10 protein-coding genes are annotated in these 12,608 nt (G+C 72.8%); 4 read left to right on the top strand and 6 right to left on the bottom strand.

Features of this window, described 5'->3' with window-relative positions; all coding sequences use genetic code 11:
* The first annotated feature begins 5 nt into the window (after positions 1–5).
* From ACNQOV_RS08195 to ACNQOV_RS08210, 4 genes are read left to right on the top strand one after another with little or no spacing between them, the layout of a single operon-like run.
* A complete protein-coding gene (locus tag ACNQOV_RS08195; RefSeq protein ID WP_402265310.1) occupies positions 6–647 on the top strand; it encodes a sugar transferase in 642 nt (213 codons plus the stop codon).
* Positions 644–1,906 carry a glycosyltransferase gene (locus tag ACNQOV_RS08200; protein WP_416394091.1) on the top strand — a complete coding sequence of 421 codons (1,263 nt, stop codon included), beginning with the start codon at positions 644–646 and terminating at the stop codon, positions 1,904–1,906. Before ACNQOV_RS08195 ends, ACNQOV_RS08200 begins: the two co-directional genes overlap by 4 nt.
* Before the next feature lie 39 nt (positions 1,907–1,945).
* Positions 1,946–3,064: a glycosyltransferase gene (locus ACNQOV_RS08205; protein ID WP_416394092.1), complete on the top strand. Its 1,119-nt coding sequence runs from the start codon at positions 1,946–1,948 to the stop codon at positions 3,062–3,064.
* A gap of 3 nt (positions 3,065–3,067) precedes the next feature.
* Complete coding sequence (locus ACNQOV_RS08210) at positions 3,068–4,687, top strand: O-antigen polymerase (RefSeq protein WP_416394093.1); 1,620 nt, start codon at positions 3,068–3,070, stop codon at positions 4,685–4,687.
* 336 nt (positions 4,688–5,023) lie between these two features.
* On the opposite strand, the gene ACNQOV_RS08215 is transcribed toward ACNQOV_RS08210, so the two are convergent.
* The 6 genes from ACNQOV_RS08215 to ACNQOV_RS08240 form a co-directional block, all read right to left on the bottom strand.
* Positions 5,024–6,385, bottom strand: a complete 1,362-nt coding sequence (locus ACNQOV_RS08215) for a right-handed parallel beta-helix repeat-containing protein (protein WP_187290465.1) — start codon at positions 6,383–6,385, stop codon at positions 5,024–5,026.
* 37 nt (positions 6,386–6,422) lie between these two features.
* Positions 6,423–7,826, bottom strand: coding sequence for a lipopolysaccharide biosynthesis protein (locus ACNQOV_RS08220; RefSeq protein ID WP_416394094.1), 1,404 nt, complete (start codon positions 7,824–7,826; stop codon positions 6,423–6,425).
* A 53-nt stretch (positions 7,827–7,879) separates the two neighbouring features.
* Entirely contained in the window at positions 7,880–9,055 is a 1,176-nt protein-coding gene (locus tag ACNQOV_RS08225; RefSeq protein WP_022908129.1) for a glycosyltransferase, read from the bottom strand.
* 55 nt (positions 9,056–9,110) lie between these two features.
* Complete coding sequence (locus ACNQOV_RS08230) at positions 9,111–10,406, bottom strand: nucleotide sugar dehydrogenase (protein ID WP_402265328.1); 1,296 nt, start codon at positions 10,404–10,406, stop codon at positions 9,111–9,113.
* A 73-nt stretch (positions 10,407–10,479) separates the two neighbouring features.
* The gene (locus ACNQOV_RS08235) at positions 10,480–11,478 is read right to left on the bottom strand and encodes a Gfo/Idh/MocA family protein (RefSeq protein WP_402265331.1); all 999 of its coding nucleotides are present in this window, start codon (positions 11,476–11,478) and stop codon (positions 10,480–10,482) included.
* On the bottom strand, positions 11,475–12,599 hold the full coding sequence (locus tag ACNQOV_RS08240; protein WP_416394095.1) for a DegT/DnrJ/EryC1/StrS family aminotransferase: 1,125 nt from the start codon (positions 12,597–12,599) through the stop codon (positions 11,475–11,477). The genes ACNQOV_RS08235 and ACNQOV_RS08240 overlap by 4 nt, the downstream gene beginning before the upstream one ends.
* Positions 12,600–12,608 lie beyond the last annotated feature (9 nt).

The following is a 12,608-nucleotide window of genomic DNA, read 5'->3' on the forward strand; positions in this document are numbered from 1 at the left end:
CGACCATGAACCACGACCGTCGTACGCGCGTGATGCGCACGAAGCGGATCCTCGACGTCTGCGGCGCCGTCCTCGGACTCGTCATCGCCGGACCGGTCATGCTGGTCGTCGCGGCACTCGTCGCGATCCGGCTCGGCCGACCCGTGATCTTCCGGCAGGAGCGACCGGGCCTGCACGGCTACACCTTCACGATCCTGAAGTTCCGGAGCATGCTCGAGGTCGACGAGGCCAAGGGCATCACGACCGACGACCAGCGGCTCACCCGGTTCGGCCGGCTCCTCCGTTCGACGAGCCTCGACGAGCTGCCGAGCCTCTGGAACATCCTGCGCGGCGACATGTCGTTCGTCGGCCCCCGGCCGAGCCTCTGCCGCTACCTCGACCTCTACACCGACGAGGAGGCGCGTCGGCACGACGTCCTCCCCGGCCTCACCGGGCTGGCACAGGTCCGCGGACGGAACGAGCTGCCGTGGCCCGAGCGGCTCCGGTCGGACGTCGAGTACGTCGACTCGATCAGCCTCGGCCTGGACCTCCGGATCCTCCTGCGCACCGTGGTCGTCGTCCTGCGCCGCGAGGGCATCACCGCCCCCGGCCACGCCAGCTCCGACGTCTTCACCGGCACGGACCGGATGACGGGGTCGACGGCATGAGGACGGTCTGGATCGTCAACCACTACGCCCACCACCACCTGCGGGACGGCCGTGCGACCCGGCACCAGTCCCTCGCCGAGCACCTCGCCGGGCTGGGCTGGCACAGCGTCGTCATCGCCGCCGGGACCGACCACCCCACCGGCCGCTCGCACCTCCGCGGCTCCCGTCTCCGGCAGCGCTGGTCCGGCGCCGGACACGAGTTCCTCTGGCTCCGCGGCGTCGACTACCGCGGCGCGGGCATCCGGCGGACGATCCGTCGCGCCGCGGACATCCTCCTGTTCACGCTCCTGCTGCTCGCCCCCGGGACGCTCGCCGGACTCCCCCGGCCGGACGTGATCGTCGGCGGGTCGTTCCACCCGCTCGCCGCCCGGGCGGCCGCCCGCCTGGCGAAGCGGCACGGGGTGCCGTTCGTCTTCGAGCCCCGCGACCTGTGGCCCGAGTCCGCGCTGGGCCTCGCCGGCATGACCGAGCGGCACCCGGTGATCCGTGCGCTCCGCCTGCTCGAGCGGAGCATCGTCCGACGGAGCGACCACATCGTCTCGCCGCTCGGCGGGGTCGGGCGCTACTACGCCGACCGCGGGTACACCGGTGGCTTCACCTGGGTGCCGAACGGCGTCGCGGTCGAGGAGCTCCCGGGCGAGCAGTCCGATGCGGTGACACCGCGCGGCACCGACGGCCCGTTCACGGTCACGTACATCGGCTCGATGGGTCCGGCGAACGCGCTCGAGACCGTCATCGACGCGTTCGACCGTGCCGCGACGACCGCCGCGGCACGCGGGACCGGGCCGCTCGCCCTCCGCCTGGTCGGGGACGGCGCCGACGTGACGGCGCTCCGGGAACGCGCGTCGCGCCTCCCGTCCGCCGCCTCGATCTCGTGGGACGGCCGCATCACCCAGGGCGATGCCCGCCGGATCGGCCGACAGGCCGACTGCCTCGTCGTCAACATGCACGACCTGCCGCTCTACCGCCACGGCGTCTCGATGAACAAGCAGTACGAGTACATGCTGCTCGGCCGGCCGCTGCTGGTCGGTGCCCCGGTCCCGCTCGAGTCGGTCGAGGCGTCCGGGTGCGGCGTGCACGTCGCCGCCGACGACGTCGACGCGATGGCCGACGGCATGCTCGCGCTCGCCGCCATGCCCGCCGCGGAACGTGACGCGATGGGCGCTCGGGGCCGCGACCACGTGCTCCGCGAGCACGACTACGCACGCCTCGCCCGCACCTACGCCGGAGCCCTCGACTCCGTCACCGACCGCCCCTGACCCAGCATCTCCTCGCCGCAGACCCGAACGGATCCGCCCATGCGCTACGACATCGTCCACGTCTCCTCCGCCCACCCGTGGGTCGACAACCGCGTCCACCTGCGCGAGGCCGCCGCGGGTGTCGCCGCCGGACGACGCGTGCAACTGATCGCCGTCGAGAGCGACCTGCGTGCGCCGCGGACCGGGGTCGACGTCGTGTGCATCCCCCGCCGACGTCGGGTCCGACGCATGGTCCTGTCGACCGTGCAGGCGCTGCGACTCGCGCTGCGCTCCGGAGCGCGAGTGGTGCACCTGCACGACCCCGAGCTCATCTGGACGATCCCGGTGCTCCGCCTCGCCGGCCGTACCGTCGTCTACGACGCGCACGAGGACCTCCCCGACCAGGTCTGGGGCAAGGACTACCTGTCGCACCGACAGCGTGCCGTGTTCGCGGCGCTCTCGCACGTGCTCCTCCGGGTCGCCGGGACCGCGAACCGCGTCGTCGCCGCGACCGAGTGGACCGGACGTCGGTTCCCGGCGGACCGCACCGTCGCGATCCACAACTTCCCGCTCGAGCGCGCCGAGGACTCGGCGCAGCGCCCCCTCGCCGACCGCGCACCGGTCGTTGCGCACGTCGGCGTGCTGAGCCGTGACCGGGGCATCGACGTGATCAGCGCGGCTGCGGTGCACGATGCGTTCCCCGCGGACTGGCGCGTCGAGATGGTCGGTTCGATCGACGCCGCGACCGACACCTCCGTGCTCCGCGGCGCCGAGGCGACCGGGCGCGTGCGACACCGCGGCGTGGTCGGACCGATGGAGGCGCGGGACCTCCTCCTCGACGCGCGGATCGGGGTCGTGCCGTTCCGACGGACCCCCGTGACCGACCAGATCTTCCCCACCAAGCTCTTCGAGTACCTCGCCGCCGGCCTCGCCGTCATCGCCACCGACGTGCCGCTCTGGCGCCGGCTGCTCGACGGCGTCGGGTGCGTGACGTTCGTGCCGGCCGACGACCCCGGCGCGATCGCCGCCGCCGTCCGTCGGTACGCCGAGGACCCGGAGCTCCTCGCCGCGCACGGCGCCGAGGCCAAGGCCGCGGCGGCGCGGTTCTCGTGGGCACGGGAAGCCGACCGGCTGACCGCGGTGTACGACGAGCTGCTCGCGACGACCGGGAAGGCCTGACCCGTGGACCCCGTGCAGGCATCGAAGCGGTCCCGTCGCACCGCCCCCGGGACGATCGTGGTGCTCCGACGCGTGGTCTTCGTCGTGGGTGCGGTCGCCGCGCTCGCAGCGACCATGAACTGGATCTCCGCGGTCCTGGTGGCGCCGTTGTTCAGCTACCTCGGCTACACCTACGTCGGGGCGTCACCGATGGTCATGCTGGCGGCGGTCCTGCTGACGAGCGCGGTCGCGCTGGCGCTGCCGGTGCGGATCACCCGTCCCTCACACGTCGTGCTGTGGGCCCTCTTCGTCGTGTGCGTCGCCCCGACGATGCTCATGGGCGTCTCCGCCGGCTACCTCTCCGCAGGGACGGCACTCCTGCTCTCAGCCGCCGTGGGCACCGCGTTCGTCCTCGTCGCGGCGGGCATCCCGCGGTCCGCCACCGTCGGGCGGTCGACACCGTCGGACGTCCTCCGGCTCGGTTCGCTCGCGATCCGGCGCAGCACGCTGACGTGGACGGTGTGCGCCGTCTACTCGCTGTTGACCTACGGGATCATGGCGGCGACCGTCGGGGTCCACGTCCGGTTCCTCGCCCTCGACGACATCTACGACGTCCGCGCCGACTACACGGCCGACGTCGGCTCCGGCGGCACGCTCGGGTACCTGCTGACCGGTCAGGCCTACGTGGTGAACCCGCTGCTGCTCGCCCGTGGCATCTTCCGTCGACGTCCGTCCCTGATCGTCCTGGCGCTGGTCGGACAGTTCCTGCTGTACTCGAGCACGGGCTTCAAGGCCGTGCTGTTCTCCTTCGTCGCGGTGCTCGGCATGGCCCTGCTGTTCCGCGGACGGTCGACCAAGGGGTCCGCACCGTTCCTCGTCGCCCCGCTCGCGATCATGGTCGTCTCGGCCCTGGCCGACGAGGCACAGGGTGGCATCACCTGGACGTCGGTCTTCACCCGGCGGTTCATGCTCGCCCCGGGACTGCTCTCGTCGGTGTACGTCGACTACTTCAGTCAGAACCCGGTGGCGATGTACGCCTACTCGTTCCTCGACACCTGGTTCGACTACCCGTACGACCTCGCGCCGCCGAAGCGCATCGCCGACTACCTCGTCCCCGGATCGACCGGGTACGCGAACGCGAACCTCTTCGCCGACGGCTTCGCGAACTTCGGCTGGCTCGGCATCGGGATCGCGGCGTTCGCCCTCTGGGTGTGGCTGCGCGTCGTCGACCGGGCCGCCCACGGGCTTCCCATGCGCGTGGCTGCCATGGCGCTCGTGATGCCGAGCATCATGCTCTCCAACACGTCCGTCTTCACCGCGATGTTGTCGCACGGGTTGCTGTTCGGCACGATCATCCTCGCGATCTGCCCGCGGACGGGATGGGAGCCCGAAGCCCCGGGGAGCACGACGCGAACGGAGCGGTCCGGAGCGCCGGTCTCCGCGGCCTCGCGGGCGCGACGTGTCGCCGTCGGGGCGGACCGGGTCCTGCGCGCCGCCCACCGGTTCGACGCCGCCCGGGCCGGTGCCGGCTCGGTTCGAGCGGCGTACCGTCTCGCGGGGCGGACCGCGCGACACTCCCGCGCACGGTCCACTGGTCGCCACAGTGCGCATCAGGTCGGCAGCGGCCTCCGCGTCGCCAGGTAGGTCGGCCGGGTCAGGGTCGATCACGAACTCGCCCCGCGCTCTGCCCGGCCACCCGTCACGCGCTCCGGGCCTTCCGTCGGGTGTCGCATCCCTGGTCGGCCAGAGGGCCGGGAGAACGATGGACGCGAACCGGCCGAGCCCGGACCCAGCCGACTCGGCCTGGTCGGCCTGGTCGGCCCGGTCGGCCCGGTCGGCGGGGTCGGCGGGGTCGGGGCTGGTGGGGTTCGGCCCGGTCGGCCGGGTCAGCTGGGTCGGGCCTGGTCGGGCTCGGCCCGGTCGGCCCGTCGGCCCCGTCGGACCCGTCGGCCCCGCCCGACCCGTCCCGACGACACCGCATCATCCGTCGAGGAACCGCAACACCGAGTCGCCGGCGGCCACCACGGGATCCATGCCCGCTCCGCCCCAGGTGTTGGCGACGCTGAGGAGCGCGTTCGGCGCCAGTCGGCACTGCAGCCCCACGTCACCCACCGACACCTGGTTGGCCGCCACGATCCCGGAGTTGGCGGTAGCGACGACCGCGATCCCGACGCTCCGCGCCGCCCCGAGCCGTTCCAGCCCGAGCACGGAGTTGCGCTGGACCGCCACGTCCGCGTTGGAGTGGTAGAGCGAGATGGCCCGACCGAACCCCTGCAGCTCGTTGTCGGCCACGATGAGGTCCCTCGTCAGGTACACGAGGATCGGCGCGTCCCGATCGGCGTCGCCGTACCCGGACACCGCGTTCCGCAGCAGGACGCCGGTGGCACGCTCGGCCGGCGAGTCGACGGTCTCCCCCGCTCCACGCACCACGATCCCGGACCCCGCTCCCCGCGTGGACCGGGTGACGCTGTTGCCGATGACCGCGCACGCGAGCGGCGCGTACTTGGTCTTCGACGCATCCGCTTCGTCCTTCGACGGGACGAGGGCGATGCCGACACGGCAGTCCTCGACCCGGTTGCGGAGGATGACGATCTCCTCACCGCCGTGCGTGTCGATCCCTTCCCAGGACCGCACGCCCCGCACCAGGTTGTCGCTGATGGTGATGCGCGCGCTGCGGGGAAACCGATCGGTCCCCGCGGTCGTCGCGCGGACCGCCTCGATGCCGTACGAGTTCACGTACGGGCTCGGCTGGTGCACCTCGTCGATCCGGTTGCCGCTGACGGCGCCGTCCGTGCACGAGAACATGAGGATTCCGGCGTACCCGACGCCGCTGATCGTGACGCCGCTCACGGCGAACCATCCGACGTGCTCGAGCAGCACGCCGTCGTGCGAGTGGCCGCTGATCGAGCCGCCGCGGATCTCGATGTTCCGCAGCGGAGCGTCCGGTGTGCCGGCTGCGTGCACACCGCGACCGAGGCCCGAGACCGTCCCGTCGCGACCGCGGAGGACGGGCTCGTCGATGCGCACGTCGGAGGAGCGCACCGTGATGACCGCGATGTGCGCGTCGGTCGAGATCGACCCGCCCGCGAACCGCAGGGTGATCGGCGACGTGAGGACCAGCGACTCGGTGACGACCCAGTCCCGGGTGATGGTGACCGTGGACCACGGGGCCGCCGCTTCGACGAGTTCGTGCAGCGACGCCGCGTCGACGTCGTCCACGGGGACCGCTGCCGCCGGAGCGGGCGCAGGAGTCGTCGCCACCCGCGCGAGCGTCGGAGCCGCGCCGAGCGCCGACGCCGTCGCGCTGACCGCGATCGCTCGCAGGGTCTGCCGCCGCGTCACCACGGGAGGCTCCCGAGGTGCGTCCGGCCGACCCGGGTCAGCGAACGGGGAGTGCGGGCTCCGGAGGAGCCAGGACAGTCGAAGTCGCGACGATCCGGTGCGCCCGGACTGCTCGCCGCACCAGGACGAGGACGACGGCGTAGGCGACGACCATCGATGCCGACAGCGCGGCGACCGTCACCCCGGGGCTCGCGCCTGCAGCGGTCGTCACGAGGACCGAGCCGGACGTCAGGACCAGTCGACCGCCGTCCCACCACAGTTGCGTCAGCTGTCGGCCGAGCAGGGAGAGCAGCTGGGTCACCGGCGACGCGACGACCTGCACGGCGAACGCCGGCACGAGGACCTGGGCGTAGGTGCCCGACAGCGTCCATTGCGAGCCGAAGACGACCGAGAACGCCGTCGGTGCGAAGACGAGGACGAGGAGTGTCCCGGCGGCACCCGCGACCGCCAGCCGCAGCACGATCCGTCTGAGCAGCCGGTCCACCGGTGTGCCGGAGCGGACCGAGCGCCCGAACACGCCGCCGGACCACTGCGCGACCGCGTCCGCCAGCATGCCGACGGGTGTACCAAGCACACGCATCGTGAGGGCGACGTACCCGGCCGACGTGCTGCCCAGGGCGAGGGCGATGAGGACACTGGGTCCCTGCTGCCCGAGGACGTTGAGGAGCGCGGACCAGGGCGTCACGAGCAGGAACCGCCGGTGTGCGCCGAGCGTCGCCGCCATGCGGTCCGACCGCGACACGGACACCGAAGCGGGTGCCGACGCCGACGCCGACGCCGACGCCGACGCCGACGCCGACGCCGACGCCGACGCCGACGCCGACGCCGACGCCTCGAGCATGCGGCGACGGGATCCGGGCAGGGAGCCGAGCACCCCCGCCAGTCGGCCCACCGACAGGCCAGCGAGCAGGCCGACGGGTCCGAGCGGTGCGGCGAGCAGGTTCCACGCGGTCTGTGTCAGCCCTTGCACCGCGTTCCGGGTGGCCAGGTCGGTGTAGCGCTGTCGTCGCGCGACGGTCGCGCTCACGATCCGGAAGGCACTGATCGCGACGGTCGTCAGGGGGAAGAGCCACCAGAGCTCCGCGAGCGACGGGGCGTCGAAGCCCGCGGCGAGGGCGTCCCGGAAGGACCAGGCCGCCGCCCCGACGGCTCCCGCGACGACGGCCGAGGTCATCAGTCCGAAGAGCACGAGGTGCCGCACCGCGCGATCCGTCGGGGCGACCATCAGCGCGCGGTCCGTCCCCGTGGTGGCGAACGCGCCGAGGATCGAGCACAGGGCCGTGATCACCGCGAGCGCGCCGAAGTCCGACGGCCCGTACGCGCGCGTCAGCAGTGGCGACACGGCGATGACGGTCCCCTGCCCGATCAGCGTGCCCGACAGGATCACCGCGACGGCGGGCAGTCTCCGTGCCGTGACTCGGCGCGTCCTGATCCGGCGCATGGGTCGACCTTCCGTCCTCGACCATCGTTGCGTGGCCGTCGAGATACAGAATATCACATGCCATAAGAAAGGCCCCCGATCGGGTCCGGGAGGCCCAGGCGGCGGTAGACCCCCGTGAGCCGCCCCGACTCGCGTCCCCAGTGCAGCCGGGTGCGAGCGGCCTCGGCCGCCGCACGACCGTGTCGGTCGAGCAGCGCCGGGTCGTCGTCGTACGCCTGAACGGCGCGGAGGATCGCCTCCGGGTCATCCGGTGGGACCCACGTCACACAGTCGAAGCCGTCGACGAGCGCACGCCAGGCGGGGACGTCGGTCGCGATCACGGCCAGACCGGCCGCGAGGTACTCGAGGAGCTTCGTCGGGATCGAGGTCCGGAACGCCGGCGTCGGTAGGAGGGGGACGATCCCGATGCGCGCATCGAGCAACACGTCGCGTGCCGCATCGGGAGCGAGGACGCCGGCGTAGGCGATCCGCCCGGTCGCGATCTGTGCGTCGAAGGCGCGGCGATCGACGGCCGCATCGATCTGCCCGGCGACGACGAGCGACCACCCGGGTGCCCGGTGCAGGGAGTCGGCGAGCGCCGTCACGACCGACAGCCCGCGGTCACGGTTCAACGCACCGAGGTAGGCGATGCGTCGTCGGCGCTGGGACGGCGGGAGCCCGTGGTCGACCGCTCGGAGCCGGGGGAAGTTCCGGACCACCTCGGTCGACCTCGGATCGAACCGTTCCGCGATCGTCGGGGTCGCCGCGACCACGAACGAGGCTCGGCGTGCCACGGCGATCGCAGCGTGCGCGATCGGCACGGCGAGCCGTCGACCAGCCCGGCCGAGGTACTCCTTGCCGGCGACCTGGGCGGGGAGGTCTTCGTGCGCGTCGTAGACGACCGCGCGACCGGCCGCACGCAGGAGCGGTACCGACCAGAGGAGTTCCGGGTCGTGCAGGTGCACGACCCGGGCACGGGACGACCACGCCGCTCGGACGGCCTGGGCGGTCGAGAGCGTCACTCGGGCGGCGCGTCGTCGCCGTCGGAGCCGTCGGACGTAGACGCCCGTCGTCGGATCGGGGTCGTCCCAGTCACGATCGGCGCGGCCGTCGGTCGAGACGGCGACCAGAGCGGTCCGGTACCCGGTCGCGGCCGCGGTGGCTGCGGATCGGAGGTGCACACGGTTGTCCGTCCACGGATGGGCGCTCGACACGTGCACGATGTCGAACGGACGGGGCCTGGAGTCCATGACCGCAGGCTAGGTGCGCAGACCTCCCGGACGGCAGTTCTGCACATGTTGCATGTCAGTTCGCGGCAGGTGCCCCGATGGCGACGACGACGCAGTCCCACTTGGCCGTGTCGAGGACGCGTCGACCGTCGACGACGGTGCGGACGCCCGGCAGGGAGCCGTGGTCCATCGTCCGGTACTCGGCGTGGTCGGCCTGGACCACCGCTGCGTCGACCGGCTCCCCCGGCACGTGCGCCGTGAAGCCGAGCCGCTCGAGCTCCGACGAGGAGTACAGCGGGTCGGAGACCGTGACCGTCGCACCGCGCTGCTCGAGCGCGGTGACCGTGCCGTAGACCCCGGAGAACGCGGTCTCCTTGACGCCCCCGCGGTAGGCGGCACCGAGCACGACGACACGCTGGCCCGCGAGGTCGCCGTGGAGGCGCGCGAGGAGGTCGACCGCGTGGTCGGGCATCGCCTGGTTCCGCGCACGGGCGGCGCGCACCACGGTGGCGTCCGGGTCGTTCCAGAGGTAGAGCTGCGGGTAGACCGGGATGCAGTGGCCGCCGACGGCGATGCCCGGCTGGTGGATGTGGCTGTACGGCTGCGAGTTGCAGGCCTCGATCACCTTGGCGACGTCGATGTCGTTCCGCCCGGCGAACACCGCGAACTCGTTGGCGAGCGCGATGTTGACGTCGCGGAAGGTCGTCTCGGCGAGCTTCGCCATCTCGGCGGCCTCGGCGGACCCGAGGTCCCACACGCCGTTCCGGCGCGGCAGGTCGGACCGGTCGTCGAACTGCAGGACCGCCCGGTAGAAGTCGTCGGCGAGGTCGGCTCCGGCTCCGGAGAGCGCACCGATGAGCTTCGGGTAGCGCCGGAGGTCCGCGAAGACCCGCCCGGTGAGCACCCGCTCCGGCGAGAACACGACGTGGAAGTCGCGGCCCTCGGTGAGCCCGGAGGCGCGCTCGAGCATCGGCGCCCACCGGGTGCGGGTGGTGCCGACCGGCAGCGTGGTCTCGTAGGCGACGAGCGTGCCGGGGCGGAGGTGCGCGCCGATCGACTCCGTCGCAGCGTCCATCCAGCCGAAGTCGGGGGCACCGTCCTGGCCGACGAAGAGCGGCACGACGACCACGACGACGTCGGCCGTCGGGATCGCGTCGGCGGGGTCGGTGGTGGCGCGGAGCATCCCGGCGGGGACGACCTCGGCGAGGCCGGCGGCGAGCCCGTGCTCACCGGGGAAGGGTTCGACCGCGGCGTTCACCGACTCGACGACGGCGGGTGCCACGTCGAGTCCGGTGACGGTCGCGCCCGATCGGGCGTACTGGACGGCCAGCGGGAGGCCGATCTTGCCGAGGCCGACGACGACGACGTTCATGGTGTGCTGCTCTCTCCGGCGGGGCCGGGACGGGTTCTGGTGGTCCGGTGCGGACGGGTGCGGGCGGGTGCGGTCAGGCCGCGAGGTGGAGTGCGGTGCGGGTCTGCGCGGAACGGAGCACGGCCTCGGCGACGGCGACCGTGCGGGCACCCTCGGCGAGCGTCACGATGTCGTCTCCGCGTCCGAGGACGGCGTCGCGGAACGCCTCGTGCTCGACGAGCAGCGGCTCGCGCTTCTCGATCGCGAAGCGGGTGCTCGCCCCCTCGGCGACCCCGCGGAAGGCCGCGACCTGGTCCCAGGCGGTGGCGGTGGTCCCGTTCTCGTGGAACGTGAGGTCGGCGTGCAGCGTGTCGGCGACGAAGGCCCCGCGCTCGCCGGTCACGACGATGAGCCGCTCCTTGAACGGCGTCAGCCAGTTGACCAGGTGCGAGGTGACGGTGCCGTCCGCGAGCTGCCCGGTGACGGTCACGAGGTCCTCGTGCGGGCGACCGCTCTTGGTGCAGGCGAGCGCGCCGACGTGGACGAACGGCGACCGGGCGATCCACGCGGTCGCGTCGATGTCGTGGGTCGCGAGGTCCTTCACCACGCCGACGTCGGCGATGCGTGCCGGGAACGGCCCCTGCCGACGGGTCGCGATCTGGTAGACCTCGCCGAGCTCGCCGGCGTCGAGCCGGGTGCGGAGTGCGCGGAGCGCCGGGTTGTAGCGCTCGATGTGTCCGACGGCGCCGACGAGTCCGGCGGCGTCGAACGCGCTGACGAGTCGCGCGGCGGCCTGTTCGTCGACCGCGACCGGCTTCTCGATGAGGGCGTGGACCCCGGCGGCGGCGAGTTCGAGCCCGACCGCTTCGTGGAAGGCGGTGGGGACGGCCACGACGGCCGTGTCGATCCCGAGCGCGACGAGCTCCTGCACGGTCGCGACGACGGGCGCGCTCCCTGCTGCGCCGTGGCGGTCGCCGAGGGCATCGGCGGCGCCGACGAACTCGACACCTTCGACCGACTGGAGCACGCGGGCGTGGTGGCGGCCCATCATGCCGAGACCGATCACGCCGGCCCGGAGGACGCGGGCGGTCATCGGCCTGCTCCCACGAGGGTGTTGACGCCGTCGACGATGCGGTCGAGCTGGGCGAGCGTGAGCGTCGGGTAGACCGGCAGCGCCAGGACCTCGCCGGCAGCGCGCTCGGTCTCGGGCAGGTCGAGCTCGAGGCCGAACGAGGGCAGGCGGTGGACCGGGGTCGGGTAGTACACGCCGGTGCCGACGCCGAACTCCGAGCGGAGCGCCTCGGCCAGGCCGTCGCGGTCCTCGGGGACACGGACGACGAACTGGTGGAAGACGTGCTCGGCGTCGGGGTGCACCGTCGGCACGACCACGCCGCGGAGTTCACGGGCGAGGTAGGCCGCGTTGGCCTGGCGCTGCGCCGTCCAGCTGAGCACCTTGCCGAGCTGGACGCGGCCGATGGCGGCGTGGATGTCGGACATCCGGGCGTTGAAGCCGATGACCTCGTTCGCGTAGCGCTGCTCCATGCCCTGGTTGCGGAGGAGTCGCAGCGTGCGGTCGACCTCGGGCGAGGTCGTGGACACCATGCCGCCCTCGCCCGCCGTCATGTTCTTCGTCGGGTAGAGGCTGAAGGCGCTGGCGTCGGACGTGCTGCCGACCCGCCGGCCGGCCCAGCGGGCGCCGTGGGCCTGGGCCGCGTCCTCGACCACGAGCAGGTCGTGCTCGGCGGCGATCGCGGCCAGGGCCGTCATGTCGGCCGGGTGTCCGTAGAGGTGCACCGGCATGAGGGCACGGGTGGCCGGCGTGACCGCGCGGCGGACGGCGGCGGGGTCGACGCAGTAGGAGACCGGGTCGATGTCGACGAAGACCGGGGTGGCACCGACGAGCCGGACCGCGTTGGCGGTGGCCGCGAAGGTGAACGAGGGGACGATCACCTCGTCGCCGGGACCGATGCCGAGGGCGACGAGCGCGAGGTGCAGCGCCGCGGTGCCGCTGTTGACGGCGACGACGGAGCGTCCTTCGACGAGCACCTGGCCGAACTCGCGCTCGAACGCGGCGACCTCGGGACCCTGGGCGAGCCCGCCCGAGGCGAGGACGGCATCGACGGCGCGACGTTCGTCCTGGCCGATGAGCGGCTTGGCCGCGGGGATGAGGTCGGGGGTGGTGCGGAGCGGTGCGGTGGTCTGCACGGGGGTCATCGGGACACC

It is taken from the genome of Curtobacterium sp. LFS084 (genome assembly GCF_047977705.1).
In the GTDB taxonomy this organism is placed as follows: Bacteria; Actinomycetota; Actinomycetes; order Actinomycetales; family Microbacteriaceae; genus Curtobacterium.

Excerpts from the sequence above, each read along its gene's own strand:
- ACNQOV_RS08235 (WP_402265331.1), bottom strand. The coding sequence starts at position 11,478 with ATGACCGCCCGCGTCCTCCGGGCCGGCGTGATCGGTCTCGGCATGATG.
- ACNQOV_RS08200 (WP_416394091.1), top strand. The coding sequence starts at position 644 with ATGAGGACGGTCTGGATCGTCAACCACTACGCCCACCACCACCTGCGG.
- ACNQOV_RS08230 (WP_402265328.1), bottom strand. The coding sequence starts at position 10,406 with ATGAACGTCGTCGTCGTCGGCCTCGGCAAGATCGGCCTCCCGCTGGCC.
- ACNQOV_RS08195 (WP_402265310.1), top strand. The coding sequence starts at position 6 with ATGAACCACGACCGTCGTACGCGCGTGATGCGCACGAAGCGGATCCTC.
- ACNQOV_RS08225 (WP_022908129.1), bottom strand. The coding sequence starts at position 9,055 with ATGGACTCCAGGCCCCGTCCGTTCGACATCGTGCACGTGTCGAGCGCC.
- ACNQOV_RS08205 (WP_416394092.1), top strand. The coding sequence starts at position 1,946 with ATGCGCTACGACATCGTCCACGTCTCCTCCGCCCACCCGTGGGTCGAC.
- ACNQOV_RS08240 (WP_416394095.1), bottom strand. The coding sequence starts at position 12,599 with ATGACCCCCGTGCAGACCACCGCACCGCTCCGCACCACCCCCGACCTC.
- ACNQOV_RS08220 (WP_416394094.1), bottom strand. The coding sequence starts at position 7,826 with ATGCGCCGGATCAGGACGCGCCGAGTCACGGCACGGAGACTGCCCGCC.